Source organism: Microbulbifer mixtoriginis (SeqCode), assembly GCF_052467235.1.
In genome coordinates, this window is the sequence record NZ_CP174305.1 from 1,016,978 (window position 1) to 1,043,065 (window position 26,088).

Annotated in this window: 26 protein-coding genes, 1 other RNA gene and 1 pseudogene; 17 read left to right on the forward strand and 11 right to left on the reverse strand. The window is 49.6% G+C overall.

Translation table 11 applies throughout. The annotated features are described in order from the left end of the window. Positions 1-33 precede the first annotated feature (33 nt). From ftsL to ACJJIO_RS04535, 4 genes are all read right to left on the reverse strand, one after another. Complete coding sequence (ftsL, locus tag ACJJIO_RS04520) at positions 34-309, reverse strand: cell division protein FtsL (RefSeq protein ID WP_252082969.1); 276 nt, start codon at positions 307-309, stop codon at positions 34-36. Positions 310-313: 4 nt separating this feature from the next. Further along, a complete protein-coding gene (gene rsmH, locus ACJJIO_RS04525) occupies positions 314-1,246 on the reverse strand; it encodes a 16S rRNA (cytosine(1402)-N(4))-methyltransferase RsmH (RefSeq protein WP_444910273.1) in 933 nt (310 codons plus the stop codon). A 12-nt stretch (positions 1,247-1,258) separates the two neighbouring features. Beyond that, the gene (gene mraZ, locus ACJJIO_RS04530; RefSeq protein ID WP_252082971.1) at positions 1,259-1,702 is read right to left on the reverse strand and encodes a division/cell wall cluster transcriptional repressor MraZ; all 444 of its coding nucleotides are present in this window, start codon (positions 1,700-1,702) and stop codon (positions 1,259-1,261) included. A 683-nt stretch (positions 1,703-2,385) separates the two neighbouring features. Next, positions 2,386-3,363 (reverse strand): hypothetical protein, encoded by a 978-nt coding sequence (locus ACJJIO_RS04535; protein WP_444910274.1) that lies wholly within the window; start codon positions 3,361-3,363, stop codon positions 2,386-2,388. A gap of 645 nt (positions 3,364-4,008) precedes the next feature. Between ACJJIO_RS04535 and ACJJIO_RS04540 the strand changes: the two genes are divergently transcribed. After that, a complete protein-coding gene (locus ACJJIO_RS04540) occupies positions 4,009-4,680 on the forward strand; it encodes a recombinase family protein (RefSeq protein ID WP_444910275.1) in 672 nt (223 codons plus the stop codon). A gap of 350 nt (positions 4,681-5,030) precedes the next feature. Here ACJJIO_RS04540 and ACJJIO_RS04545 read toward each other — a convergent pair whose 3' ends face one another. After that, positions 5,031-5,291 carry a hypothetical protein gene (locus ACJJIO_RS04545; protein ID WP_444910276.1) on the reverse strand — a complete coding sequence of 87 codons (261 nt, stop codon included), beginning with the start codon at positions 5,289-5,291 and terminating at the stop codon, positions 5,031-5,033. A 456-nt stretch (positions 5,292-5,747) separates the two neighbouring features. On the opposite strand from ACJJIO_RS04545, the gene ACJJIO_RS04550 reads away from it, so the two are divergent. From ACJJIO_RS04550 to ACJJIO_RS04595, 10 genes are all read left to right on the forward strand, one after another. Continuing rightward, positions 5,748-7,979 (forward strand): hypothetical protein, encoded by a 2,232-nt coding sequence (locus ACJJIO_RS04550; protein ID WP_444910277.1) that lies wholly within the window; start codon positions 5,748-5,750, stop codon positions 7,977-7,979. Positions 7,980-8,527: 548 nt separating this feature from the next. After that, positions 8,528-8,689, forward strand: a complete 162-nt coding sequence (locus ACJJIO_RS04555; protein WP_444910278.1) for a hypothetical protein — start codon at positions 8,528-8,530, stop codon at positions 8,687-8,689. 141 nt (positions 8,690-8,830) lie between these two features. Further along, on the forward strand, positions 8,831-9,667 hold the full coding sequence (locus tag ACJJIO_RS04560) for a TIR domain-containing protein (protein ID WP_444910279.1): 837 nt from the start codon (positions 8,831-8,833) through the stop codon (positions 9,665-9,667). A 108-nt stretch (positions 9,668-9,775) separates the two neighbouring features. Beyond that, positions 9,776-10,375, forward strand: a complete 600-nt coding sequence (locus ACJJIO_RS04565; RefSeq protein ID WP_444910280.1) for a hypothetical protein — start codon at positions 9,776-9,778, stop codon at positions 10,373-10,375. Between the two features lie 353 nt (positions 10,376-10,728). After that, positions 10,729-12,111, forward strand: a complete 1,383-nt coding sequence (locus tag ACJJIO_RS04570; RefSeq protein WP_444910281.1) for a hypothetical protein — start codon at positions 10,729-10,731, stop codon at positions 12,109-12,111. 325 nt (positions 12,112-12,436) lie between these two features. After that, on the forward strand, positions 12,437-12,577 hold the full coding sequence (locus ACJJIO_RS04575; protein ID WP_444910282.1) for a hypothetical protein: 141 nt from the start codon (positions 12,437-12,439) through the stop codon (positions 12,575-12,577). A gap of 498 nt (positions 12,578-13,075) precedes the next feature. Beyond that, on the forward strand, positions 13,076-13,417 hold the full coding sequence (locus tag ACJJIO_RS04580; RefSeq protein WP_444910283.1) for a hypothetical protein: 342 nt from the start codon (positions 13,076-13,078) through the stop codon (positions 13,415-13,417). 2 nt (positions 13,418-13,419) lie between these two features. Further along, entirely contained in the window at positions 13,420-13,713 is a 294-nt protein-coding gene (locus tag ACJJIO_RS04585; RefSeq protein ID WP_444910284.1) for a hypothetical protein, read from the forward strand. Positions 13,714-13,987: 274 nt separating this feature from the next. Further along, a complete protein-coding gene (locus tag ACJJIO_RS04590) occupies positions 13,988-14,542 on the forward strand; it encodes a hypothetical protein (protein ID WP_444910285.1) in 555 nt (184 codons plus the stop codon). Between the two features lie 2 nt (positions 14,543-14,544). Further along, on the forward strand, positions 14,545-14,733 hold the full coding sequence (locus ACJJIO_RS04595) for a hypothetical protein (RefSeq protein WP_444910286.1): 189 nt from the start codon (positions 14,545-14,547) through the stop codon (positions 14,731-14,733). 118 nt (positions 14,734-14,851) lie between these two features. Here the strand turns inward: ACJJIO_RS04595 and ACJJIO_RS04600 are convergent, their stop codons facing one another. The 4 genes and pseudogenes from ACJJIO_RS04600 to rsmI all read right to left on the reverse strand — a co-directional run bounded on the left by ACJJIO_RS04600 (position 14,852) and on the right by rsmI (position 17,878). Further along, the gene (locus ACJJIO_RS04600) at positions 14,852-16,333 is read right to left on the reverse strand and encodes a site-specific integrase (protein WP_444910287.1); all 1,482 of its coding nucleotides are present in this window, start codon (positions 16,331-16,333) and stop codon (positions 14,852-14,854) included. Positions 16,334-16,384: 51 nt separating this feature from the next. After that, positions 16,385-16,579 (reverse strand): annotated as a pseudogene (locus tag ACJJIO_RS04605) (DUF6538 domain-containing protein); the annotation flags it as partial. A 19-nt stretch (positions 16,580-16,598) separates the two neighbouring features. Then, positions 16,599-16,966: RNase P RNA component class A (gene rnpB / locus ACJJIO_RS04610), an RNA gene on the reverse strand. Positions 16,967-17,035: 69 nt separating this feature from the next. Further along, complete coding sequence (rsmI, locus tag ACJJIO_RS04615; RefSeq protein WP_444910288.1) at positions 17,036-17,878, reverse strand: 16S rRNA (cytidine(1402)-2'-O)-methyltransferase; 843 nt, start codon at positions 17,876-17,878, stop codon at positions 17,036-17,038. Between the two features lie 39 nt (positions 17,879-17,917). Between rsmI and ACJJIO_RS04620 the strand changes: the two genes are divergently transcribed. The 4 genes from ACJJIO_RS04620 (at position 17,918) to ACJJIO_RS04635 (ending at position 21,428) form a co-directional block, all read left to right on the forward strand. Beyond that, entirely contained in the window at positions 17,918-19,831 is a 1,914-nt protein-coding gene (locus tag ACJJIO_RS04620) for a penicillin-binding protein activator (protein WP_444910289.1), read from the forward strand. Beyond that, on the forward strand, positions 19,818-20,180 hold the full coding sequence (locus ACJJIO_RS04625; protein ID WP_252082974.1) for a YraN family protein: 363 nt from the start codon (positions 19,818-19,820) through the stop codon (positions 20,178-20,180). The genes ACJJIO_RS04620 and ACJJIO_RS04625 overlap by 14 nt, the downstream gene beginning before the upstream one ends. 63 nt (positions 20,181-20,243) lie before the next feature. After that, positions 20,244-20,834, forward strand: coding sequence for an SIS domain-containing protein (locus ACJJIO_RS04630; protein ID WP_226645585.1), 591 nt, complete (start codon positions 20,244-20,246; stop codon positions 20,832-20,834). Positions 20,835-20,837: 3 nt separating this feature from the next. Beyond that, positions 20,838-21,428, forward strand: a complete 591-nt coding sequence (locus tag ACJJIO_RS04635; RefSeq protein WP_444910290.1) for a BON domain-containing protein — start codon at positions 20,838-20,840, stop codon at positions 21,426-21,428. Positions 21,429-21,557: 129 nt separating this feature from the next. Here ACJJIO_RS04635 and ACJJIO_RS04640 read toward each other — a convergent pair whose 3' ends face one another. Continuing rightward, entirely contained in the window at positions 21,558-22,748 is a 1,191-nt protein-coding gene (locus tag ACJJIO_RS04640) for a thiolase family protein (protein WP_444910291.1), read from the reverse strand. Positions 22,749-22,926: 178 nt separating this feature from the next. Between ACJJIO_RS04640 and ACJJIO_RS04645 the strand changes: the two genes are divergently transcribed. Together ACJJIO_RS04645 and ACJJIO_RS04650 are read left to right on the forward strand one after the other, a co-directional pair. After that, positions 22,927-23,523, forward strand: coding sequence for a LemA family protein (locus ACJJIO_RS04645; RefSeq protein ID WP_444884045.1), 597 nt, complete (start codon positions 22,927-22,929; stop codon positions 23,521-23,523). Positions 23,524-23,526: 3 nt separating this feature from the next. Continuing rightward, a complete protein-coding gene (locus ACJJIO_RS04650; protein WP_444910292.1) occupies positions 23,527-25,422 on the forward strand; it encodes a M48 family metallopeptidase in 1,896 nt (631 codons plus the stop codon). Between the two features lie 19 nt (positions 25,423-25,441). On the opposite strand, the gene ACJJIO_RS04655 is transcribed toward ACJJIO_RS04650, so the two are convergent. Further along, positions 25,442-26,065, reverse strand: a complete 624-nt coding sequence (locus ACJJIO_RS04655) for a Yip1 family protein (protein ID WP_252082979.1) — start codon at positions 26,063-26,065, stop codon at positions 25,442-25,444. Positions 26,066-26,088 lie beyond the last annotated feature (23 nt).

Sequence of the window (26,088 nt, forward strand, 5' to 3'; positions counted from 1 at the left end):
CTGAAAGAGCCGCCTACACTCCGACCAAGCCAATCACTCCACTGGCACCAAGATCTGCTCTGAAGGGCTCGGCATGCGCATTTTTAATTCTTCCCGGGCCACTTTCTCCACACGGCTATAGGCAGACCAGGCCCCCCGCTCAAGCAGCAGGCGCTCCTGCTCATAACGCAATTCATCGCGGGTCTTTTGTGCGCGGCCTAGCTCTGCGGTCAATTCTCTGCTGCGCTGAGTCGAATACACCACTGCCAACGCCGAGGCAATTGCACCCACCCAGAGCACAGCAATGCCAAGAAACGACCGTATAGGCACAGAATCAGCACCCACCCTGCTTTTCGGCAACCCGCATCACCGCACTGCGCGAGCGCAGGTTTTCATCCACCTCAATGGTGTTAGCCTTGACCGCTTTGCCCACTGAACGCAGGGGCTTGGCGATTTGGCTATCCATTACCGGAAGTCCGCGCGGCAATTTGGGTCCGCGCTCTTTTTCGCGGATAAAGCGCTTGACCATGCGATCCTCCAGCGAATGGAAGCTGATAATCACCAACCGGCCTCCCGGCGCGAGCAGCTGCAGAGACTTTTCCAATGTGCTCCGCAGGTCATCCAGCTCACCATTCACATGAATGCGAATAGCCTGGAAGACTCGAGTAGCCGGGTGCTTGCCCTTTTCCCAAGCTGGGTTGGCTGCCTTCACTACCTCAGCCAAATCCAAAGTTCGCTCGAAGGGCTTTTCAGTGCGGCGGCGAACGATGGCTGCGGCCATTCGCCGCGCGAAACGCTCCTCGCCATATTCTTTAAACACCCGGACCATCTCATCCTCGGCCTCGGTATTCACCCACTGCGCTGCGCTGATACCCCGGCTAGTATCCATACGCATATCCAGCGGCCCGTCCTGCATAAAGCTAAAACCGCGCTCAGCCTGATCCAACTGGGGCGATGAAACCCCTAAGTCCAACAGGATTCCGTTAACACTTCCCGCCCTCTCGCCAACAGCGAGATCCATATCGGCAAAGGAGCCGTGCCAAATTGAAAAGCGCGGCTCAGCAGCAAAACGCTGCTGCGCATAGTTAATCGCCTGGGGGTCTTTATCCACAGCCAACAATTGCCCCTTGGGGCCCAGTTGTTCGAGGATCGCAGCGCTGTGTCCACCGCGCCCAAAGGTCCCATCCACATAGAAACCTTCGGTGTCAGTCACCAGAGCGTCCACGGCCTCGCGCAACAACACACTGCGATGCAATTCTTGAGACACTCGGTGTACTCCTTATAAAGAAAGGGAAGCCATTTCCTCGGGCATTCCCTCCTCGTCGTCACTATTATCGAGCCAGGACATCCATCGCTCCTCGCTCCAAAGTTCTAATTTCTTGCCCTGCCCCACGAGCATCAGCTTTTTCTCCAGCCCCGCATATTCGCGCAGAGTGGGAGGGATCAAAACGCGGCCATTGCCATCCACCTGCAGCTCACAGGCATAACCAATCAGTAATCGCTGGGCCCGGCGCGCCACCTTATTAAAGCTGGGAAGAGCCTCGACTTTAGGCAAAATTTGCTGCCACTGCGGCGCCGGATAGACCAGCAGGCATCGCTCCTCTGTATGAGCTGTGATCACCAGGCTACCGGCGCACTCCTCCAGCAAGCGGTCGCGGACCTTCGCCGGTATCGCCAGACGCCCCTTGGCGTCCATATTGATTGCATGGCTACCTAAATACACTTTGTGAGTTCACTCGCTCTGCTAGGCGATTGTCGCGGTAGACCCCTTCATCCAGCGGGCCGATAGCGGGAAAAATTTAAACTTACGCCGCACTGTGTAAATGCCCACTTACCGGCGACGAATAAACCACAAAGTTCCACGAATTTCCACTTTTACCCACTCTCGACACTATAAAACTGGTCGACACAAAGTCAAGGAAATCGACCGCAAAGTCCGCATAAACCCTAGTAAAATCGGGGTCTACAGCAAAGATGGGAGTAATGACATATAAATCACTGTCACAAAGTAACAAAATGGAGTGGACACTCACTTACAAAATAGTCAACCATATTAAACTAGCCGCCACAGCACCAGTAAGCGCGCCACGATCAAAAACAGAGGTACATCCGTTCCATTCTCCGCCAAAGGCTATGCCAAGCTAGAGGGAACAAAATAAAAAGCCCGGCGGATGCCGGGCTTTAGAAATGTGTGAGCTGGCCTGTAAGCCGGGAGACCAACTCATATGAACCACGCAAAATCAATTAGTTACAGGCCAGCAACCTATTCAAGCGGGCGATTGTGTAGGAGTTATGTAGAAGTTTCAACCATCAGCGCCGATCAATTATTGAGCAATAACAGCTAATTATCACCCGAAAAGGTCATTTATTGATCAACCAGAGAGGCCGCCACCCAAAACACCTAGATTAATCACGCAGTCGGAGGCTGTGTGCGCCGTACTGCTGGAGGAGACCCCGCTCAAAATCCACAAAAGAGGCCTTCGGGGACTTACCAAGCCTTACATCACAGTAAGCCGCTACAGCCTTCAAAGTCTCAGCCCTATGCTGATGATTCCTGACTGCATAAGCCACAAGAAGTAGATTCTTCTTTCTGGTAAACCGAGCAACATCCCTCTCAAAGTTAGATACTTCCTGTAAAACTCGCTTCAAGTTAGCTACCTGGCGCAGTAATTCATCTAGCTTGTCTAGCTCATCCTTTGATGGAGATTTAGAAAGGGAGACACCCATCAAAGGCTTCATTAACCTAAAAAGAGTATCTTTATGCCTCTCCATGTCATCTAGTGCTAAAAGGCATTCCAACCCTTGAAGCTGCCCAACAGTATGATGACGAGAAACAGTTTCATCCTCATCCCGCCTCTTCCCTTTCTTGTGTATGTAACACACCCAAACAATAGAAAAATCACAAACTCGTGCGCGCCGAATCAACTCTGAAGCTACTTTGGGGGGCAGTATCGCCAAAAAATTTCTGACTGCCTCTTGTTGAACTCTAATTTGCTTCATGCTCGCACGGATAATACTCAGGTACTCTTCCTTCTTCGCAAGCGAGGCTCTAACCCTCACCTCCTTCTCACTACGCGTCACATCCTTAGTAAGACGATTCAACTGAGCCTTGATCCCGGAATGTTCCAACCCTAAACGCTTATTTGCACAACAATGACCTATAAGGATCCTCTGACTGTCCTTTGTTAGTACAACAAATCCTCTTTGATGCTCTCGGCCACAAGAAGCACCTCTTCGCAAGAACTGGCACCTTGCTACACTGGCTGGGAGTTCGTAAATGGCAAGCGGCCTCTCAAAATTTTCAACTGTGAGAGTCGCTTCTTCGGAAATGTCATGCTTTTGATGAAGAGTATTAATATCGCGAATTCGTTCCTTAGCGGACATTCTGTATCCCTAGTCAAGATGCATAAACGACCATGGACGTATTGCAGTGCATGGCCCCGGATACCGCATGGAAAAATCTGAGCGCCCATTTACTTAATGGACAGCACCAAGTTTCCCCTCTTTTCCCTGGTGGTTTTATATACAGACAAGGGTCTTAAGCCCTTTTAGGAATCGGATACTACTGTGCCCTCTATTCTACTGCTCACTTGTATATATATCCAGAAGACATGGATAACCATACAGGAGCAAAAGCAGCTTCTAATCGACAAGAATTAGCTCTCGTAGAGCCAAAAAGCTTTGAGCGGAATACACCGCACTAAAATATCTATAAAAGCCCGAGCAAGCACAGAAAATGAAGCAACCCCACAATGGACTTAAAATGCTTTACCGGTGAATTTTTACCAAGAAAATTTGTGCCCTCAATTGATCTAAAGGCTCTACCTATATCCCCCCCTGGAGGGGGTGTATCACTCCCACTTCAAAAGCAGCTCAAACTGAACAAACGTCTCACTTTAAGCGCTTTTCCTGGCGACGAATAACATACCTTTCTTAACTGCAACATGCTCTACCTACATTGAGTTTTGTTGCAGGCGAGAATTTGATGTGCTTTTATTCCCTCAGCAGCAACAATGCAGGAATACCACCGTGATTAAGTATGTTGTTTACCTTCGGGTTTCCACGGCTAGACAAAGCGCATCAGGATTAGGGCTTGAAGCACAGCAGCGGGACATACAGATATATCTAGCGCAATACAGTGGACAACCTTTTGAAGTGCTGAAGACGTTCACTGAGGTTGTTTCTGGTAAAGACACCGGAGCAGTGAAGGAAGAGCGCCAGGAAGCTATTGCTCTAGCAAAGAAGCAAAAGGCTGTGCTGCTGGTAGCTAAGCTAGACAGGCTTAGTAGGGATGTAGCGGACATTGCCACAGTAATAAAGCAGGTGGACGTTAAGGTTGCCTGTATGCCTCATGCAGATAAGTTCCAACTCCACTTATACGCAGCCCTAGCGGAGCAGGAAAGAGAGTTTATCAGTCAGCGTACAAAGCAAGCACTAGCAGCCGCTAAAGCACGCGGTGTGAAGCTAGGAGGTAAAAGGCCGGGGCATAAATCCAATAATGTGGCGGTCAAAAAGCAGGCTAATAAACGTGCTGAGAACCTCAGAGGAATAGTACAGCCGCTTGTTGCATCTGGAATGACCACAAGGGATATAGCCGCTGAACTAAATAAAGCAGGATTAACCACGGCAAGAGGTGGGGAATTCCAGTCAATGACTGTATCTCGTCTTGTCAAGCGATTGAAAGATACTCAGGAGGCATAAGACATGATTAGCTATTTCATCCCTGGACTAGTTGCGGTCTTCATGCTCTGGCAACTGGTAGTTAACTGGAAAGAGGTATGGTCGTTATTGCCGGTAGCGGGCTGCTCATTCGGCTTACTATGGTTGGCTGGGGTAGTAATGACATACCTCAATGGATAACTTGGAAGCCCACTATCACACCATAGCGAGACACAACTACTGTTATTACTACACCAAAAACGCCTCTCTCCCCCTCGTCCAAAATGCACTGAAATCAGCATGGTAGTAGGTTTGGAGTTTTATTGCCCCTAGGCACGAATTTATAAGACGTTATAAAACCCCAAGAACCTAGTCACCAAAACCCTGTGATTCTACTCGTCCATTGGTTCATGCTTTTCTAGGGCTTCAAGTGCATCAAGAACAATCTGTAAATCATCACAGTTATTTGCGAAGAACTTGTCACCATAGTGAGCAAAGGCGAAGCACGACTCCTTTAGAACTTTATGGTGCTCACTATCCTCCTCCACCTCAAACCATCGCCCAGAAGCTGTCAAAAAACGAGCTTCAATAGCCGGTGCAAAATAATATCCATTGGTCCGAATAGATGAAACATCAACATCATAGAGAATCATAAGCGTCTCAATAGCTAGTTGTTACTTTTTAAACTGCTCTATGCGAAGACGTGGTCACTTGTTGTCTTTGCGACGAAGGAGATTAATGGAGAGGAAAAAAATTATCTATAAATATTGACAAAAAAACTCAGGTCTATTAAGTGATATATGGTTTCTTTTGAATAAATCTACCCCTCATCTGTATTATCATCCAATAGAAAACAATAACAGCGCACATAAGACATACCACTACCACGCTATCAGCTGCCCTGCTAAAAACTACCTTAAGGCCCATTCAAAGTACTCTCAAAGCCGCATAAACACTGCTTCAGAATTAAATATCTCTCAGACATATTTCTATAAGATCTTCACGATCTAAACTTAAATAACCAGGCATTACGACATGCACAGGAGGGCCAACTATTAAGCAATGAAAACAAAATTTTTAAATTAACAACAAAAACAGCAAGAGAAAAAATGAGCAGAATAACCCTAGATCACATTACAGATACTCAAGGGACTAAGAGAAAAATTGCTGACCATGCAGCTATGACAACACCAGTAGCCCCCCAGCAAAGCGGGCCGGATACAGTTGACCAGCTGATTTCAATGGGCGGTGTTACCATGAATAGCTGGGCTGATAAATACAATAAAGAGCTAGATGCTGAGAGCTACCTAGCTTCTGAGATGGCTTACAAAGATGCTGAGCAGAACTTTAGAAAAGCTGTTGAGCGCGACCCATCCCTGCTGGACCTAGAGCCAGATGAACTTTCAAAACAAGCAGCGGATTTCTTAGACACTTCCCGTATCCACAATCCTGACTATGCCACTCGCCTTAAGCGGACCTGGGGAGCGCAGTCGCGCCAACAGGCTCTACAAATGCGTGAGTCAAAGGGGCATGAGGATAAGAAGGGTATCTACAAGGACTATGTACTCCGCTCTATCCCAGAGCTACAACAGACCTTTAATCAATCCCCCGAAGATGCGGACTTTTCCCTTGGTGCTGTTAAACAACTGGCCCTAAGCGATGGGTTAAGTGAGCAGGAGTTTCTGGAGCTTGTTGCTGATGTGCAAGCAATGCCAGAGATTACTGACAATGACCTCCAAGCAACTGTACTGGCTGACTTGGTATTGGACAGGAAGGATTCGCAAGGTCGCTTGATAGGTGGTGATGCACTTCAGCAGAGGATGAAGGCGGCCCGCCAAAGAACCCTGGATCTCAATGCCAAGCAGAAGCAGGAAGCTAAGTTGGCCTTTATACATGACTGGGAAACTCAGGTAATACCAGCAGTGCTTTCAGGCCAGATGGCAGAGCCGGGGTATGACTACTTTGGAGGCGTCATTGAGAAGGGAGTTATCACTGGCTCTGAAGCTGACTCCCTGCTGGACATGATAAAGAGTGAGCGGCTTAAGGCCGGCGGGGATACCGCCAAGCACTACCTGCTAAATGCACTTCTTGAAGGAACGCTTAACAAGGAGCTTCCCATTGCAGCTCAGCAGTGGGAGAAGAGTGAGGGAGCACTGAAGGCGGGCACTCTTAGGCTCGCTTACAACCACTTCCTACGGCAGGGTGATGTGGGCATGAGGACTTTCTTTAATGCCTTAAAGAAAAATGGCGAGCGTTACAGTCCGTTGGATCAAGTCTTCTCAGGTGGGTTCGCAGCCTTTGATGAAAAGGTAAGTGACCCTCAAGAGCTGGCTCCAATTACTAAGCAAATGCTTCAAGTTTTACCAATGGCCATGGAAACCGGTTATGTGGGGATGCTGCCTGATGACACTAAGCGCAAGGTGATAGCCTTTAATGAGCATCAGCTACTTGATGAAACACCCCTCCAAGCTCTTCGGCGAATCAGCAGTACGGATCTCACGCATAAGCAACCAAGTGTTACCTGGGATAGAGAAACTATAGCCAACCGTGATGAATTCCTGAATAAGAAGTTTGGTAAGGGTTGGTTCAACTGGACCAGGGATCTGGATACGGACTTCAACACTAAGCCTGTGATTGGTTTGGTTGAGCGTGAAGCCTCCTACCTCATGCAGATGGGGGTGTCTCAAGACCGCGCTTTAGAGATAGCTTACAACAAGGTTGAAGATGAATTCACTCAAGTCGGTGGAGTGGCAATTCGGAAAGATGAGATGATTCGCTTCCAACAGGAAACAGGAAGAACACCTGAGCAGGCCTTCCAATTCCTTCGCGAGAGCTATGTAAAACAGATGCGTGGTGACGGGGTAGACGTGGAGCCAGAGGATATTGTTCTCTTCTATAACCCAACGGATAACAACTTGCTCGCGATAAACCGAAAGGCCGCCATGATTGCCCGTCCGCTTATTGCGAATAACGCTCCGATTGCAAACCTCTACGACTTTGGAAGACCAGAAGTAGCTGCCTTGATGGATGAGCATGAGTACACCCAAGCACTCGCGGAACATGATGCAGGCGATACTGGAAGGCGTGCTGCTAAGGCATTTAATGAGAGCTTTGTTAAGCCCGCGCAAGCTGTTGTTGGTGCTATTGGTGGAGTTGTGAGGCCTGTAGTTGATACGGTGAAAAGCGGTTTTAAGCGGTCGGGGCTTGAGCATAGTATTGCAGCCAAGAAAGCTGGTATCAGTCGCAATATCCGCCTGAATGTTGATAAAGCCGTGATAGTTAGACAGCGAGAGGAAGTCAGAGATCTTGAACAACAGCTAGCAAACCTCCAAGAAGGATGATTGTGTAGCTAAAACCCATGTAGAATCAGACCGCCCTTCTCAACACACCCTAACACCACCCCAACCTGTTAAAGGCCTCTAGCGCGCTCGTAGGGACTCATAAATAAGCTTTTCAGTTAAAAAATCCCTCTAAATACAATGCCCTCACTCTATATGGCACTTACAGCAGAGATTTTGGGTGCTAAACCTATAGGTAAAAGATAATGTCACGACAACAAGCGATAAATGCCCACTGTAAAGAATGCATCTATGACAAACTTTCTTCGGGCTCATGGCGCCAGCAAGTACAAAACTGCACTTCCAGTCAGTGTTCCTTGTATCCATTTAGGCCCAAGAGTCGCGGAAAGAAGCTCCCAGAAAATATTGCTATAGATACGAAACACTTAAGAGAACCTATCCTTCAACACTAATTGCGTAACTAAAAACCATACGTAATCAAACTATCACTCCCTACTTATACCTGCCCCTTAGTAAGCCTCTATCAGCTTAATTGCATTACGATTTTCCATACGCTTGTAAATATTTACCGAAATGCCTGGGTAGACCGTATGGCAGTTGACACTGCAAAGGTGAGTAGGGAGCAGAGAGAGCAGGCAATAGATGACCTGCTGAACAATGTAGAGAAGTTTATGAGTGCTGGCAGTACCGTTGTGTCCGCTATGGATGCCTCAGGAGCCACTGTCAGCCGTCCGACTGGATACGTCCAGTAAGCCGCTTAAGATTAGTTGAAGATGCCTGTAGAGCCTGTGAGGGGCTTTGCAGGCATTTTTTTCGGGGGATATGTAGAGTTACGGGTTAATGGTATATTTCAATCTATTTAGGGATTTATAGATACTTACTGAGAGGTGCACTTGGACAAGGAAATAGTGATTAGTCAATTAGAAGCTCTCCAAAGTCGCATGGAAAATGATGTAGCTCAGGCCTATGTAGAGGGCGATGTACATTATGGCAATGAGAGACTCACATCGTGGTCTCGGGTTATAGTACAATTCCTTGATGAACACCTTCCCGGGGAAAGTAAGTTCTTAGCCCCAAAGTTAGGAAAGAGGTTGGGTACCTATACAACTAAATCAGAATACTATACGTTGGCTGATCTATTTTGGATGGATATTGGTAATGCGATCACAGCTTATCTTGATTCACTGATTCTTGACTTAAAGAATGGTGATTATATTTCTAAACAGGTAGACCACGCTCCAAAATCAGCAGTTATCAAAGAGAAGAAAGCTGAGAAAGAGAAGCCAAAAAATAAGATTTTTATTGTTCATGGGCATGATGGTAGTGTAAAACAAAGGACTGCTAGATTTTTAGAGAGGCTTGGATTTACACCGATAATCCTTAGCGATGAGGCCAGCCAAGGGATGACCATTATCGAGAAAATTGAAAGCCACTCTGACGAGGTAGGTTTTGCGATTGTATTGTATACGCCTGATGATGTAGGGAATGTGCGAAGTGATGGTGAGGCTGGAAAACTAAACGCACGAGCAAGGCAGAATGTCGTTTTTGAGCATGGTTATTTAATAGGGAAGTTAGGCCGCAGAAATGTCATCCCTTTAGTAGAAGGCCAATTAGAACTCCCCAATGATATTAGCGGGGTGGTATATATTAATAAAGAAAATTGGCAGGTAGATATTGCTAGGGAAATGAAAGCAGCTGGGTATAATGTTGATTTTAATAAAATAATATAGCCTTTGCGTTAGATATTTGATCCGTATAGTGGCGACATAATCAGAGAATTGTGTGGGTAGTTCAAGTTTATTGATTATGCCTGCTGTAAACCAACCAATGAGATAGATATGAGCAAGGAAGATAGACGGTTACTGATAATAGGGATTATTACCGCTGTAGTTGGCGGAGGCATTGTTGCAATTGTTTTTACCGACCAGGGTGCTGCTGTTTTTGATGCGATATGCTCATCACTTGTTTCGTTGGTTGTTTTCTGCTGGGATATTTTAGTAAAAAGTTTAATAGGTGCTTACTCGGTACCTGGCTGGGTGTTGTTCCCATTAACAATAATTACCGCTTATTTTTTATTATCATTGCTCATGGCAGTACAAAAGAAATGGTCAAGAGTTGAACCACCATTATTCACTAGGTATGTAGAGGATTTTCTTTTTGACGCAAAATGGCACTGGAGTTGGAGGGAGGGGGCTGTCAAGAATTTACACTCTTTTTGTCCCTCTTGTGAAGGACAATTGATTTATGATGATTCCAATTGTGATGATATATATGAGGATCACTGTGACACCAAACTCATATGCGAGAATTGCGATTATAAAATTATCTCTACCATAAGGGGATATGCTGAGGAGGCTCTTGCAAGAGTAGAGCGAGAGATTCTCAGGAGGGTAAGAGTTGGAGAGTATCCAAGTAATATTTCCTTACCGTCCCAGTAAATGAGCCTGATTCCTTAGTGGGGGGAGGTCTAGGCTTATACTCCCCCCCAGCACCCAAAGAAGGACTGCGCCTATTGTCACGCCAATTTCACTCCTTTCACCTCCACTCCAAATGCTCTGAAATCCGCATGGTTACTGGGTTTGGGTTTTGAACAATTTAAGATTCGTTGAAAATGCCTGTGGAGCCTGTGGAGCCTGTGGAGCCTGTGGGGGGCTTTGCAGGCATTTTTTTGGGTTTCTCATTTCGCGACTGAAGGGGGTCAGGTAAATTGTACTGTTGGGTGGTTGTGGTGGGCAGCTATATTTATAGCTTATCAGTACATATATTTTAGATAAGGATGGAGAGAGAATAAATGGATCTTACCGATGAGAATTTAAGGGTATTACTGGATAATAAGCTTGTTATTGATTGCCCTAAAATAAAACTCATACAGCAAACAGATAATGATCCACTTATTTATTCTGGTCCGGGTTCAATCATCCAGCAGCCGGATGGGAACCTCCAATTGAAGCTCTATCATGTAGGTAGTGAAAATCCGTTTGGCCTGCTTGAAAGAGAACTTTGTATAGAACCTGGATTAATAATAGGCCGTGAATATTTTTTCTCAATGGAAGCAGAGGATATAAAGGGAGGGGTTTGGACTTCAGAGTACCTTGGTGTTAGAAACGCTGATGGCGTCAGTAATTTGAGAACCGGGGCGGCTGTATATAATGTAAAAATAAACAGTTTAAGTTTTATTGAAAAATTACATGAAGGTCAAGGTGGAAATTCTAAATATTTGCTCATGGTTCTGCCGGGCAAGCAAGCAATACCATGTAATAGATATGAAGAAATATCTGGCGTTAAACATTCCCTAAATACATCTGCATTTAAGGCCTTGGGCGCTGATGTTTCAATTAAAAGTAAGGAAAGTTATTTAGTGGTTGAGGTTAATGATGAAGGTGGTGTTATGGATGAGTCATTCCAGCCACGTTTATTAGAGGCGCTTAATATTGCGTTTGGTAGATCATGCCAGGTTCTTTATTCACTGTATGTGGCTGAAGGGCAAAGAACTGTTGTGCTGAAAAGTGTCCTTAGGAGTACTCAAGAAAGTAGAGTTGAGTCAGCCGTTCCGCACATTCACCCAAACCACCAAGAATCTTTCGCAAATTTTATAAGCATGTATATGGTGCGCTTTAGGTCTTGTCACGATGTGTTTTATGGGTATTGGCATAAAATATATAGTGCGTGGCAAAGTGCTAATTTAGAAATCCATTCACTTGCTTTATGTACGTGTATTGAGGGGATTACTAAGCATTATTTTTCGAGTTATGGTACTCCTGAGGAAGGCTTGGTGAAGGAGGCGGATAATGCTAAAGAAGCCATTAAACAAGCAAAGATAGGGGACAAAATTAAGAATAGGTTACTATCTAACTTAGGCTCCGTTCAAAAACCAAACCCCAAAAATGCTTTATATAATCTTGCTAAAGAGCAAGTGTTGGATAAGGTTATGGTTGATAGCTGGGTAAAGCTTAGAAATAAGTCTGCTCATGCCGATAAGCTTGGTGAACATCAAGAGGAAATACAAAAACACCTAAATCACCTTTGGAAGTGTCTTTCCCTATTCTATATTCTGCTGTTGTCAGAGATTCATTTCGCTGGGCTATTTCAAGATCTTTCTAAGACCGGATGGCCTATAAGGAATTTTGGAGAGCCCTCTGAGGGGGCAGCTCTTGAGAAGGTTGAAGAAAACTAATACTAGGTAGCTCATTGTAAAGAGTCTATTCCCACGTCAAATTCGCTCCTACCATCCACGCTCCAAATGCTCTGAAACCCGCATGGTTACTGGCCTTGGAGTTTTGTTGCCCTAAGGCAATATTTTTTTCTTTTCGCCGGTTCGCCGGGGTTTTGTTTTTTTAAGGTTATAGGGGGCACTTTAAAAGGCTTTTAAATGCTTATAAGGGCTTATAAGGGCCTTTTAGTAACCACCACTACCAACAACCTAAAGAAAGAATATTTAAAGCTTTGAAAGGGTATCCCTGGAAGGGAGGACTTTCCTATGAACTATAAAGGTAATTCTAATGCTGATACTGTCTCATATTGGTTGTTTGGTGCTGGGTGTTCTTCTTGAGTATGGAGTGAGCAAGCTAGGTTCAAGTAAATCCAGCAGTAACCAGTACGACACTGCTACTGACTTGGAGGGCTTTAACGATGCTCCCTAATCAGGAAGAGTTGAAGAAGATGCACAACGGCTTGATGGGGGCCACCATATCGGATTCATGGCTATACATGAGGAAGATAATTCCCATCATTAAAGCCTCTCCAATCCCTCATAGTGATTACATTGTGGACGCTAAGGTTCACATGTTAATGCCCGGCCAATATCCCTGCATACCGAACTGGCACTTTGACCATGTACCTCGCAATGAGGCTGGCCAAATGGTCTTAGAAGACCGCGATTCGACACAGAAGATGTTTCTTTGGCTGTCTGGTCCGCCTTTTACGGAGTTTGCAGATGGACGGGAAGTAAGAGCAGGGGGATGGACTGAATTTACTCAGTTTGACAGTCATCGCGGAGTGAAAAGTGAAGAGCACCAATGGAGGCTGCTTATCCGCTTAACTCCCGCCTCAATCCATCCACACATCAGGCGCGGCGAGAAATGTCTTAGAAGGCACTCGCAAGTGTACCTGGACGCTGACAATTTCAAATGGTGATACCAATGCCGAATATACAGACCGTAACACATCAAGAACCTGTCAATCAGGATGCTAATCCCCTTCTGGTTGAGTCATCAACCGAGCCTGAAGTAAAAACTTTAAGAGAGATTCTGAAGCCGTATGACTTTGAGGGTTATCAGTTCCTGGCAAAGGATAGCGACCTCAATTGGCATAAGTACAAAACTGAGCCAACTTATCGCTCCAAAGGGGATGGCTGGGATGGTGATTGGGACTTCCTTTGTGATGACGATGAAGATGCTGTTGTGGCTAAGCTCCCGCAGAGCCTTCGCGATAAGGCACCTAAGTATAGTCTGGTTTCTCTTGATTCAGAGTGGGAGGTTTGAAGATGGACGGAGAATGGAGACTTGTTCCTATAAAGCTCACCGCTGAGATGGAGAATGCTGTTGCAGAAGCTTGCTTTGTTGATGGTGCTGTACGACCTCCAAAGGACATCTGGGAGGCGGTCTTGATGGCTGCTCCAAATCACGATGAAACTGTGGGAGAGGATTTGTGTATTGTGCCCGCCAAGCGCCTTAAGAGGCTTGAAGAGGCTGAAGAAATGCTCGACGCACTTAAGGGCGGTGGAGTAGATAACTGGTGCGGCTATGATGATGCTATGCAGAGCTTGGGAAATGATTAGAGACGGCTGGGAAGGGTTTTAAACACCCATCCAAGTCTACTAAGGCAATCCTGCCAAGGTATACCTTAATCGCGCTGAGAGAGGCTATTAGATAGCCGAGGCAGTATTCCTTGCGCGTTCTTCACATAGAGATGTGGGTCGTTGTATGTATGCGTGGTAAACTGATTACCGACTAAATTTTAATCTATTTTAGTCGGATAAGAGTTAGAGCATACAACGGCCTCAGTAAATCTCTATTGAGGGCCGCTCAAGGAAACTGCGATAAGGGAATGCAATGCAGGCAACTCATTTAGATGCTGAGAGGCGTTACGAACTTTACCGGTCTGAATCTAGGCAATATGCACAGGCCGCACTTCCTCAAAAGTATAAGGCTGTTGTTAGCCTGAAAGGCATTGATCCTCGCTCCCTAGCCCGAGCAAAGGCTTGGGAAGCAAGTGAGAGACGTGAGGTAGACTGGAATTGGACCAAAGGCTATGAGGTCTACAGCCTCCGTTACCCTAAGCGCTTTGAGCTTGCCATCTGGAAAGACGACATTCTATGTGGCCTGTCTATAGGTAGACCCTCCTATAACGGCTCGCGTCTCCGCTTGGATTTCACAGAGCGGGCGCCTGATAACTGCCCGTTAAGAGGGCAGGTGATGCAGATTAATTTGCTTGCTGCGGAGTCGTACGCTCTGCGAATTGGTGCTGATGAGATGCGTATAATGCACCCATCAAACCAAGAGCTTGTGAATTACTATGCTCGCCATGGCTATAAGTATGTTAAGGGCACCATGGATTTTGATGATGCTCATGAACGCAATCCCCACTATCTCTACAAGAGGCTTTAATCATGGGTTCAGCTGATAAGTCTCACACAGAGAAAATGAAAGACCTCCAAGAAAAGCTTAAAAAGCGGTCTGAAGAAATTTTTAAAGATGGTCCTGACTTTGATGAGCCTCAATATACAGGCGACCCGTCCAAGGTCTTTGAGGAAGATGAGTCAGACAGTGATGGCACAAACTCTAAACAATCATCCTGAGTTTTAATAGGGCGTAATAATAGAGTTGAGACTAAAGAGCGCAGAGAAGATTTAGAAAAGCCCTACTAGATTTACTGAAGGGGCTCTCCATAAAGAAACTCATAGCTGTTATTATTCGCTACGTTCCATAATCAAGCTTATTCATAACCTCCGCCAGCTCACTTAAGGGAAATTCATGGGTATATACGTCTGTAACGCCCGCCCTTTGTCGTTTGTGGCCCACTATCATTTGGATATGGTGCAAAGAATCAGAGCCCGCTTTACGCCTTAAGTTGGTTACTACCGTATGCCTGAAACTATGGAATGGTCTGCGTTTCCCACTCTTCGGATGTAGAGCAGAAATCCCCAAGGAGTCACGGAACCCCGAAAAATACTTGGATATTTTCCAGGGAGCGCCCTGAACCTCAGGAAATAGTAGTTCCTCAATATTCTTAATTGACGCTACGTAATCCAAAAAACCACTAGTAGCAATATCATTGTGGAGTGGCACTATGCGAGATGCTGCGTCTGTCTTAAGAGTGCTACCTTCCCCACTATCATTTATGTCCAGGTAAAAAATACCGATCTCAGCATCTTCTTTTACATCGCACTTTCTTAGCTGAGCCAACTCACCTCTACGAGCACCTGTGTATATAGCAAGAAAGATGGTCCACTTTTCCCAAGAGGAAGGAAGGGAGGACAAGCAATCTACCAAGGAACGGCACTCCCCATCCTTAAAGGCACCGTAAGACTTTGCTTGTTCATTCAATCCTAGTTTTATTACTGGGCTGGTATAGATGTACTCAAGATCTAAAGCACACCTAAAGACGCCCTGAATCCATTTCCGATACGCACTCACAGTTTTAGGGGCAATTCTATCTTCCTCTGGAACCCTCTCACATTTTGCCAACGCCACACGCTCAGCCCAGGACATACGGCTATAAGGCTTCCGATTGGCAAGAGGCATATCATAGAGCCCCACCAAGAACCCCCTTATTTCGGTTCTTGAATACCTATCAATGGGCTTATCATCCATGAAAAGACTCCATACCTCATAGAATGCCCTGTACTCTCTCTGCCTTACCTCTGAAAGTGGTTTTTTATCCTTCCGACTCACCTTAGATTCAATGAAGTCATCGTACACCTCACTAAACAACGGTTTGATAGGCTCTTTAGCTTCTGGAGCTGCAACAGGGTGGGTATTAATTCCAGCCTTCTTAGCATAGGCATCGGGGCACTCCCCCTCCCTCAACTGCTGCTGGTAACCCGACAAATGACGCTGAACAGAAGTCATCAAGTGGCAAAAGCGACGAAACTCCAAAGAGTCACTGTCAAAAGAAATGTCCGACTCCTTAAGTAAAGTTTCAGCAATATCAGACACAAAGCCGAGACTGTAGTCATTACCGGCTGCTGCCGCCTTAAAGGCACTGGGAACGTCTAAGGTATGAGAAGTATCAAGAACCTTCCGCTCCAAAGCTTCCAGATAAGCGTCAATATCAGAGGAGGGGGAATTGGCTGAAGGAGCGCCCTTAAGATGAAGGTCAACTAGAGCCTTTTCAACCGTAGCAGCGTATCGCGCTAGAACGACACCAACAAGCTCTTCCGTAAGATTCTTAGCCACGCTACTCCTTAACGTCTTAAAACGGCCCACAAGCCTTCTCAAGGGCAATGATCGCTCTTCAGCAACCAATAACTCAATAGTCTGTAATGAGCGCCACACCTCACTCACCCCCAAATAAGGTCGGAGTAATTCTGGGACACGCCAGCGGAAGTAATAAACCCTAGATGAGGAATCTTTGTGTAGGAGATGTGTAGAAATGTGTAGAGACTCCTGTGAAGGAGCGAGGCTGCTAGGAAAAGCCCTGATATTTCAAGGGCTTACCTAACAAAAGAGCTGGCCTGTAAGCCGGGTTCTGTCGAGGACAACCATTCATCTGGGATGCCTGTCACCAGACACCTCAAGCGACCTACCCGCCCTCAGTGCGGGTCACACCTATAGAGGGCCTATTTGGTCTTGCTCCGAACGGGGTTTACCGTGCCGCGGACTGTTACCAGCCGCGCGGTGCGCTCTTACCGCACCCTTTCACCCTTACCTGTGCTTCCCCAGACCAAAATCGAGGGAAGCCATCGGCGGTCTACTCTCTGCTGCACTTTCCGTAGGCTCGCGCCCCCCAGGCGTTACCTGGCGTTCCACCCTATGGAGCCCGGACTTTCCTCCATCGCACAAAGCGACAGCGATTGCCCGGCCAGCTCGCGGCGAAGAGTAATGAGGCGACAGCCGGAATGCAACAGGCATTTTCCCTGAACCGCGAAAGACAGCGCCTTATTTTTGCTCCAGGCTCCAGTTATACAGAGCCTTCTTTTTAACACCGGTAATCTCCGCAGCAATAGCGGCGGCCTTTTTCGGTGGTAACTCGGCCAGCAACAGAGTCATCACTCGCTGCGCCTCTCCATCCAGCTCGTTGTCGTGGCGACGCTCAGCACCACGCACCAACAACACAATCTCTCCACGCTGCTGATTACTGTCGGAACGCACCCAATTTACCAACTCACCCAAAGGCATCAACTGGAATGTCTCGAAGGCCTTGCTCACCTCTCGTGCTATGACCGCTTCGCGCTCAGCGCCAAAAATCTCTGCCATCGCCTGCAAGGTATCTGCGACCCGGTGGGGCGCCTCATAGAAAACCAGAGTGCGACTGCCTGATGCCAACTCCTGTAATGCTCGCTCACGGGGGCCGGATTTGGCGGGTAGAAAACCCTCAAAGCTAAAGCGGTCACTGGGCAAGCCGGCAGCACTCAGCGCGGCGACAAAGGCACAGGCGCCGGGAATCGGCACTACACGAACGCCCCGCTCACGCGCCTCGCGCACCAAACGATAGCCGGGGTCGGAGATTAGTGGGGTACCGGCATCGGAGATCAGCGCCACCGTTTGCCCTTGCTCCAGGCGCTGTAGTATCTGTCCCGTACGCTTGTCATCAGAATGATCGTGATAGGCCATTAGCGGCGTATCGATATTGAAATGGGAAAAGAGTCTCTGACTGTGACGTGTGTCCTCTGCCGCAACCAGATCGGCGCATTGTAGAACTTCAATCGCTCGCGGTACCATATCGGCCAAATTACCGATGGGCGTAGCAACAATATATAGCAGCGCCTGATCCGGCCCCATAGCTGTTCACTCCAAATATAAATATTGCGGGAGAAGAATATGTTCGCCTCTTCCCGGCGTACCTCTACTGTGATCACCAGCGTGGCAGCCGCCGCCCTGACACTGGCCTTAGCTGCCTGCCAGACTCCAGCCTCACGGCCTGGGGGCTACCAGCCCTCCTATCCGGCAAACCACCAAGTCAGCCGCAGTGATGCCCTGCGGCTGCTGCGCCGCGCAGATACCCTGCCGGCACCCGCTAGGGACCAACAGCGTCTGCAAGCGGCGGCTATTCTATACGAGCTGGGCGACAAAGAGACGGCCAAAGACGCAGTAACCCAAATAATTCCCGAGCAGCTCGACGACACTCTGTTTGCCAGCTACGCCCGGGTTTACGGCCATCTACTGGTTGATAATGACGATTTCTTCGAGGCTTTAGACCTAGCAACCTCGACGCGCCTCGACAGCGTCTGGAGGCAACTACCCCGCGATACCGCCCTGCCGTTGCGAAACCTGCGTGCCGACCTATGGGGGCTTTTGGGAGACTTGGATAGCGCTATATCTGAGCGCCGCGAGATTTCCTACCTGGCCCAATCTGATGAAAGCATCACCGAGAACAACAACGGTTTCTGGCAGCTGTTAACCCAGCTGCCCTCCAGCGAACTTCAGCAGCGCGCTAACAGTAGCAGCGATACCCAGATGCGCGGCTGGTATCAGCTCGCCCTGCTGGGGCGCGATACCCAGGCCGATATCAGCTCTCAACTCACCGCCCTGAGCCGCTGGCGGGAGCGCTGGCCAGCACACAGTGCCAATTCCCACCCACCCGAGGCACTGCAACTACTGGAACGCCTAGCTGCGCAGCGGGCAGATAATATTGCCTTATTACTGCCTATCAGTGGCTCACTGGGCAGTGCCGGCCGCGCGATTCGCGATGGTTTTATGGCCGCCCACTACACCGCTTTAAAAGCTGGTGCAGCAACCCCTCGGGTATTGGTGTACGACACCGGTACCGAGCAACCTTTCGAGGAGATTTATCAAAATGCTGTAGACGCGGGAGCGCAGTTTATTGTCGGCCCACTCGATAAAAGTAAGGTCGCTAATTTACTGGCCACTGAAAAGCTACCCGTCCCCACACTCGCGCTGAACTATGGCGACAGGAGCCGACTTACTGGCGACCTGGTCCAATTTGGACTGGCAGTTGAGGATGAAGCTCGCCAGATTGCTCGTCACGCCTATCGCCAGGGACATCGCCAAGCGATGGTTTTGAGCACAAATAGCAGCTGGGGGCAGCGTGGTGCCGAAACGTTCGTGGAGGAATGGCAGCAACTCGGCGGCTCCGTAAGCATCAATGAAACCTTCACTAATAACAGCAAATTTTCTGACCTGGTCAGCGATGTCCTACTCATTCCCGACAGTAAGGCACGCAAGAAGGCACTCCAGGGACGCCTGTCGGCGCCACTGGAGTTCACCCCACGCCGGCGCGGTGATGTCGACATGATCTTTGTTGCCGCCCTGCCGCAGCAGGCACGACAGCTCAACCCCATGTTGACCTACTTCTATGCTGGAGACCTGCCGGTTTATGCGACCTCACATGTTTTTGCCGGCCAGGCTAACCCAAATCGCGATCGAGATATCAATGGCGTGCGCTTTACCGCACTGCCCTGGTTGTTTGAAGACAGTGAAACCAAACGGAATATCGAAGAGCAGGTAGCCCCGCAGGCTGCATTCGCCCGCCTTTACGCTCTGGGCGCAGATGCTTTCCGCCTCTACCCGCGCCTGCCAATGTTGCGCCAGTTCCCAGAGCAAAAAGTTCACGGCCTCACCGGCGCACTGAGCCTAAGCACCGACGGGCGCATAGTGCGCGAGCAGATGTGGGCTCAAATTGAAAAAGGTGTGCCGGTACCGATTACAACCATAGAACCCCCGATGCCAGCGCGACAACCCAGCCTGCAAGCGGATAATAGTGAAACTTTTTAAAGGCTCCGCAGGCAGTATCGGCGCCCACATGGAGGGCGCCGCGGCACGCTATTTACAGCGTGCCGGACTCACCCTGATCGAACGAAATTACCGAAGTCGCCACGGAGAGATAGACCTTATCGCCCGTGAAAGCGATACTGTAGTGTTTGTGGAGGTGCGCTTCCGCCGCAACAACCGTTTCGGCGGGGCCGGAGCCAGTGTAGATATTCGCAAGCAACAGAAACTGCTCGCCACTGCTCACGGCTATTTGCAACAACACAAACTGGACTGTCCCTGCCGCTTCGATGTCCTTGCTATAGAGGGCGATGCGCAAAACATTCAGTGGATTAAAAACGCCTTCGAAGCTTGAGGCAAAACCGAGATTTACCTTGCCAAGTATGGCGAACTCCAGTTCGCCAGTATTAAGGACACAATGGAACAGCGAGTCGTAACCCTTTTTCACCACAGCCTGGAAGCCACCATGAACGCCGGTGAGATACTGGCGCCCCTGATTGCGGAAGCCAGTGAGATGGTGGTGCACACACTGCTGGCAGAGAGCAAGGTGCTGCTCTGCGGCAATGGGGTCAGCGGCGCCCTGGCACAGAGTTTTTGCTCTCAACTTACCGGGGGGTTCCAGCGCGAGCGCCCAGGCCTGCCCGCCATGGCCCTTAACAGTGACGGCGTCTCCATGGGCACCGTTGCGCAAAATCACGGCAGCGCCGATACCTTTGCGCACCCAGTGCGCGCACTGGGACAACCCGGCGACCTTTTGGTAATTATCAGCAGTGATGGTCGCGACTCAAATCTCGTTCAAGCCATGCGCGCTGCACGAGATCGCGATATGGGCATACTAGCGCTGACCGGTGGCGACGGTGGCGATTGTGCAGCCCTGCTAGACACACACGATATTGAACTGCGAGTGCCCTCTGATGTCGCAGCAGAGGTACACCAAGTGCACCTTCTGACTATTTTTTGCCTGTGTGATCTAATCGACAGCAGCCTTTTTGGTGGCTACGAGGACTGAACCATGAAAAAAAACCAGCTTTCCTTGGGAAAACGCCTTCTCTCTGCCCTTGCCGCAACCGCATTACTCGGTGGCTGTAGCACCGTTATGGAGGCCACCCACGATGGCCCCATTCAACAAGATCCCGGCAAACGCTCACTGGGCACCTATATCGATGACGAGAGAATCGAAACGATAGTGACGGTCAATATCAATAAGGCACATCCGGATCTGAAGACCTCAAATATCGATGTAACCTCCTTTAATGGAGTCGTGCTACTCACTGGACAGGTGCCCGATCAGAAACTGCGCCTACTCGCCGGGCGCACTGCCAGCCAAGTACAAAATGTTCGCCAGGTTTACAATGAAACTCAGGTTCGCGGTAAAGTTACTTTTCTAGCCTCTACCAGCGATACCTGGCTGACCACCAAAGTAAAAACCAACTTACTCGCTCACAAAGAAATTGATGGTGCGCGCATTAAAGTCGTGACGGAAAACGGAGTCGTTTACCTGATGGGACTGCTCACCCCAGCCGAGGCCGAGCGCGCGGCTGATCTCACTCGCTCAATTGGCGGAGTTCAAAAAGTGGTGAAAGCAGTTGAGTATATCAACTAACAAATCATTTACTGCGCGGAACAATAACTAGGCCCGTATAAAAACCCGGTGATACTAGCCACAATAAAATAAGCACAAAAAACGGAGGCAAAAGCCTCCGTTTTTTATTTGGCAAGCATCGCGTGCGACTTATACCCGCTCGATCGCCACCGCTGTGGCCTCACCGCCGCCGATACAGAGGCTCGCCACCCCTTTTTTCACATCGCGCTTTTCCATCGCCGCTAGCAAGGTGGTCAGGATTCGGGCACCGCTCGCGCCCAAGGGATGTCCCAATGCACAGGCGCCGCCATTCACATTGACCTTCTCCCAGGGCAGATCCAGCTCGCGCATAGCCGACATGGTCACCACAGCAAAGGCCTCATTGATTTCAAACAGGTCTACATCGCTGACGGACCAACCGGAGTTTTCCAGCAGCTTGTGCATGGCGCCCACCGGAGCGATGGTGAACCACTCGGGTTCGCGGGCAAACTGAGCCTGTGCCTTGATCACCGCCAACACTTTGAGACCGCGCTTCTCCGCTTCACTCTTGCGCATCAGCACCAGGGCGGCGGCGCCGTCAGAAATAGAGCTGGAGTTGGCCGCGGTGACAGTACCATCCTTGCGGAAGGCCGGCTTCAGCTGGGGAATCTTATCTGGGCGGGCATTGCCGGGAGCCTCATCCGTATCAACCTTTACATCACCCTTACGAGAAGCGATGGTCACTGGGGCGATCTCACGAGCGAAACTGCCACTCTCGATGGCTGCCTGGGCCCGAGCCAGGGATTCCAGTGCGAAAGCATCCTGCTCCTCACGGGTAAAGCCGTATTTTTCGGCCGTACTCTCGGCAAAGGTGCCCATCAACTTGCCATCTGCCGCGTTTTCCAGGCCGTCAAGAAACATTGAATCCTTGACCTCGCCGTGTCCCAAGCGCATGCCGGAGCGAGCTTTGGCCAGCAGGTATGGGGCATTACTCATGCTCTCCATACCGCCGGCAACGATGACTTTGCCTTCACCCAAGAGTAGTGCGTCGCGGGCCATCATCACGGTCTTCATACCGGAGCCGCAGACCTTATTAACTGTGGTAGTGGGCGTGCCTTCGGGAATACCCGCAGCCAGGGAAGCCTGGCGGGCAGGCGCCTGCCCGACACCGGCCGGAAGCACACAGCCCATCAGTACTTCATCGACATCGGCAGGAGACACGCCGGCGTCTTCCAGCGCCGCGCGAATGGCCGCGGCGCCCAGCTGCGGCGCGCTCAACGCCGACAGGCTCCCCTGCATAGCACCCATTGGGGTGCGTGCCATTCCAACGATCACTACTGGATCTGAGGTTACATCGCTCATTCTGTCTGCTCCCAGTTCAGCGCCGCCATCCCTGTCGTGGCGGCAATTGTTTTTAATGTCGCGGCATTATAGCCGAAGCCATACCCCGTTCCGCCAGAACCCCGGGGCAATACGTCTCGATCGCCACGAGGGCATGTTACTATCGACGCCAATCACAAGAAAAAGTGGCGAGGGGATTATGGAGATTTCAAGCATCGTCGTTCTGGTTGTGTTGGCCGCACTGTTGTTCTACGGGATCGGCATCTTCAACCGGCTGGTATCCCTAAAAAATCGCAACGAGAATGCCTTCGCTCAGATTGAGGTGCAGCTTAAGCGCCGCCACGATCTGATCCCCAACCTGGTGGAAACCGCCAGGGGCTACTTACAGCATGAGAGGGATACCCTTGAAGCGGTGGTCAGTGCACGCAACACCGCCATTAGCGACCTGAAGGCCGCGGCAGCCAGCCCTTCCAACGCCAGCGCGATCGACAACCTCGGCCGTGCTGAAAGTGCCCTAAACAGCGCTCTGGGCCGCTTCAATGCTGTTATGGAGGCCTATCCAGATCTCAAGGCCAACCAGAATATGATGCAGCTCAACGAGGAGCTGAGCAGCACCGAAAATAAGGTTGCCTTTGCCCGCCAAGCCTTTAACGACGCAGTCACCAATTACAACATTTACAAACAGAGCTTTCCCCCCGTTCTACTGGCGGGATTCTTTGGTCACCGCGCCGACGGCCGCTTACTGGAGTTTGCCGACAGCGAAGCCATCCAGGTAGCACCACGAATCGAGTTTTAAGCGATGAACTTCTTCGAGTACCAGGATAAGGCCAGGCGCAACAGCGGCTTGTTAGTCGGACTCTTTACGTTGGCGTTAATTCTGCTGGTTGGATTGACCACCTTGGTGGCTGCCGCTGCGGTTTCGTATTCCCGCGGCCAGGCTTTTTCCCCACTGGCGATCGAGCAGCTGCTCGGCTGGCAGACAGTGGGCTACATAGCACTTACCATTGTGGCTATCGTGGCTCTGGGCAGCCTGTACAAACTGCAGCAGCTGGCCGCCGGCGGTAAAGTGGTAGCTGAGTCGCTGGGCGGGCGCAAACTCAATATCGCCCCTCAGGGGCCTGCCGAACAGCGCGCCCTGAATGTGGTGGAGGAGATGGCCATCGCCTCCGGCACCCCGGTGCCGGATGTTTACCTGATTGAAGATCAAGCCATCAATGCATTCGCCGCTGGCTACAAGCCCTGCGATGCGGTGATCGGTCTTACACGCGGCTGCATTGAAAATCTCAACCGAGGCGAGCTGCAGGGCGTGGTGGCGCATGAGTTCAGCCATATCCTCAATGGCGACACACGTCTGAATATCCGTATCGTCGGCCTACTGAACGGCATATTGATTATCGGCCTGCTGGGTCACTGGCTGGTGCGCGGCGTCTACCCCAACAGCAGTAATAACCGCGGCCGTATACCCCTGTTTGCTTTGGGCCTAGCCCTGATGGTGTTGGGCTATGCAGGCACATTACTCGGCAACCTAATCAAATCCGCTGTGAGTCGGCAACGGGAATATCTTGCAGACGCCTCTGCGGTCCAGTTCACCCGCAACAACGCAGGTATTGCCAACGCCCTCAAGAAAATTGGCGGCTACAGCACTGGCTCAAACCTCAGCAGTGGCAGAGCGGCTGAGTTCAGTCATATGTTTTTTAGCAGTGGCCTAAAGCGCTCATTTTTCAACCTGTTCGCCAGCCACCCTCCCCTGAGTAAACGAATAGCGCGGCTAGAACCTAGCTGGAATGGCCTCTACCTCAATGAGCGAAGCTCCACTGCACAAACGCAAACTAAAGAAACAAATTCCGAGTCAACTATCCGTTTCGTCGACTCAGCCCCCTTCCAGGTCGCCCTGGAAGCGGTGAACAACAGTATTGCCTGCCCCAGTGCACAACAAGTGCAATACGGCCGTCAGCTACTGGAATCTATCCCCTCCGCTATCCTGCAGGCTGCTCACGACCCCTTCATCGCTCGTGCCCTGATTTATCATCTGCTGCTGCACAGCGGGGAGAGCGAGCGCGAGACCCAGATGGTGCTATTGAAGAAAATCGCCCATCCCGCGGTAGTAAGAGAAATGCACAAGTTAGCTCCACAACTAAAAGCCCTGCCCGACAATGCGCGCCTGCCGCTTTTAGATCTCTGCGTACCCGCACTCAAAGTACTGGTTCCACAGCAATACCAGGTATTCAAGAGAAACCTGATTAAACTATTGCGCAGCGATGGAAAGATTGAGATCTGGGAGTGGGCCCTGTATCGAGTATTGATGCACGCCCTGGAAGAGAGTCCCGATCGGCAACGCCTTTCCAACAAGAAAGGCGCTGGTACCGATGCCTCTCGTTTCCTGATCGCAGCCATTGCCCATGCGGGTAATAGCGAGTACCTACCGGCAAAACGCGCCTACGAGCAGGGGCTAAAATTTTTACAGCTAGAGGTCACCCCGCTGCCAAGCCGCAAAGATATCGATCTGCAGCATCTGGACAAAGCGATCGCTATAGCCCGTCAAATGAAGCCTTTAGAGAAGCCCTTACTGCTAAAAGCGTTGGTTTACACTCTAAACCACAATGGCATTATCAAGGCGGAAGAGATTGAGTTGCTCAGAGCGGTAGCGGACAGCCTGGATTGCCCTATGCCACCCCTAGTATTAAAAGAAAACTAGCCTGGCAAATTATTTACTCTTAAGGTGCGTGGTGCTGATAGATTGGGCCTATGCCCACACTCCATAAAATAACGGAGGTTATTAGTACTGTGACCATCAACACCAAGGCCACGGTCAACACTGCGCAAGCATAAAGGAAGGCCCGCTCTTTATTCATATTCATCAAAATGGGGATGCCTGCAAACACCAGATAAATGGAATACATACCCGCAATTCCGACCGCAGCCATAGTCAACCAGGGGTGTGGGAAAAGCACGACAATGCTGGCAAGAAAAATCGGTGTGGTGATAAAAACGGCGAGTGCTGTACCTTCATAGTGCCTAGTGGGCTCATCCCCCTCGACCCCATAGGACCTGGCCATCCAGTTGATAAATTCCCCTAGGCAATAAACACCAACCAAAAGAGCAAAATAGGTAACGATTGATAAAACCGCCGCACTCTCAGGGGTCAGCTTCGCCAAGTGCCCGCCTACCTCAAACCCTACCCTAGTTACACCAAAATAACCGGCAACTGTAGGTATCAAAGCTAGAAATGGCACATGGGTCATAAATACCTGGAAGAAAGAATGCCTGTCCGCCCGTATAGCCTTCCACTCTTTCTCTGGGTTGGTCAGAATACCAATAGTGTGACTGAGTAACCGCACGCTTATTCTCCCTTTAATACCCT

Excerpts from the sequence above, each read along its gene's own strand:
- ACJJIO_RS04535 (WP_444910274.1), bottom strand. The coding sequence starts at position 3,363 with ATGTCCGCTAAGGAACGAATTCGCGATATTAATACTCTTCATCAAAAG.
- ACJJIO_RS04545 (WP_444910276.1), bottom strand. The coding sequence starts at position 5,291 with ATGATTCTCTATGATGTTGATGTTTCATCTATTCGGACCAATGGATAT.
- ACJJIO_RS04550 (WP_444910277.1), top strand. The coding sequence starts at position 5,748 with ATGAGCAGAATAACCCTAGATCACATTACAGATACTCAAGGGACTAAG.
- ACJJIO_RS04555 (WP_444910278.1), top strand. The coding sequence starts at position 8,528 with ATGGCAGTTGACACTGCAAAGGTGAGTAGGGAGCAGAGAGAGCAGGCA.
- ACJJIO_RS04565 (WP_444910280.1), top strand. The coding sequence starts at position 9,776 with ATGAGCAAGGAAGATAGACGGTTACTGATAATAGGGATTATTACCGCT.
- ACJJIO_RS04570 (WP_444910281.1), top strand. The coding sequence starts at position 10,729 with ATGGATCTTACCGATGAGAATTTAAGGGTATTACTGGATAATAAGCTT.
- ACJJIO_RS04575 (WP_444910282.1), top strand. The coding sequence starts at position 12,437 with ATGCTGATACTGTCTCATATTGGTTGTTTGGTGCTGGGTGTTCTTCTT.
- ACJJIO_RS04580 (WP_444910283.1), top strand. The coding sequence starts at position 13,076 with ATGCCGAATATACAGACCGTAACACATCAAGAACCTGTCAATCAGGAT.
- ACJJIO_RS04585 (WP_444910284.1), top strand. The coding sequence starts at position 13,420 with ATGGACGGAGAATGGAGACTTGTTCCTATAAAGCTCACCGCTGAGATG.
- ACJJIO_RS04590 (WP_444910285.1), top strand. The coding sequence starts at position 13,988 with ATGCAGGCAACTCATTTAGATGCTGAGAGGCGTTACGAACTTTACCGG.
- ACJJIO_RS04595 (WP_444910286.1), top strand. The coding sequence starts at position 14,545 with ATGGGTTCAGCTGATAAGTCTCACACAGAGAAAATGAAAGACCTCCAA.
- rsmI (WP_444910288.1), bottom strand. The coding sequence starts at position 17,878 with ATGGGGCCGGATCAGGCGCTGCTATATATTGTTGCTACGCCCATCGGT.
- ACJJIO_RS04620 (WP_444910289.1), top strand. The coding sequence starts at position 17,918 with ATGTTCGCCTCTTCCCGGCGTACCTCTACTGTGATCACCAGCGTGGCA.
- ACJJIO_RS04630 (WP_226645585.1), top strand. The coding sequence starts at position 20,244 with ATGGAACAGCGAGTCGTAACCCTTTTTCACCACAGCCTGGAAGCCACC.
- ACJJIO_RS04635 (WP_444910290.1), top strand. The coding sequence starts at position 20,838 with ATGAAAAAAAACCAGCTTTCCTTGGGAAAACGCCTTCTCTCTGCCCTT.
- ACJJIO_RS04640 (WP_444910291.1), bottom strand. The coding sequence starts at position 22,748 with ATGAGCGATGTAACCTCAGATCCAGTAGTGATCGTTGGAATGGCACGC.
- ACJJIO_RS04645 (WP_444884045.1), top strand. The coding sequence starts at position 22,927 with ATGGAGATTTCAAGCATCGTCGTTCTGGTTGTGTTGGCCGCACTGTTG.
- ACJJIO_RS04650 (WP_444910292.1), top strand. The coding sequence starts at position 23,527 with ATGAACTTCTTCGAGTACCAGGATAAGGCCAGGCGCAACAGCGGCTTG.